Annotated in this window: 1 protein-coding gene; it reads right to left on the bottom strand. The window is 61.1% G+C overall.

Features of this window, described 5'->3' with window-relative positions:
* Positions 1–270: 30S ribosomal protein S4 (gene rpsD / locus CH341_RS32600; RefSeq protein WP_111423770.1), on the bottom strand; the 270-nt coding region annotated here is incomplete at both ends.

The following is a 270-nucleotide window of genomic DNA, read 5'->3' as shown; positions in this document are numbered from 1 at the left end:
ACGTCGCCCGGCTTGCAGCGATAGCTCGGGATGTTGACCTTCTGGCCGTTGACGCGGACATGACCGTGATTGACGAACTGGCGCGCCGCAAAGACCGTCGCCACGAACTTCGCGCGGTAGACGATCGCGTCGAGACGGCTCTCCAGAAGGCCGATCAGCTTCTCCGAGGTGTCGCCCTTCAGGCGCGCAGCCTCGTCGTAAATTTTGCGGAACTGCTTTTCGCGAATCTCGCCGTAATAGCCCTTCAGCTTCTGCTTGGCACGCAGCTGC

The organism is Rhodoplanes roseus (genome assembly GCF_003258865.1).
In the GTDB taxonomy this organism is placed as follows: Bacteria; Pseudomonadota; Alphaproteobacteria; order Rhizobiales; family Xanthobacteraceae; genus Rhodoplanes; species Rhodoplanes roseus.
The sequence above is the reverse complement of the archived record's forward strand: the minus strand, read 5'-3'. Positions and strand labels throughout refer to the sequence as shown.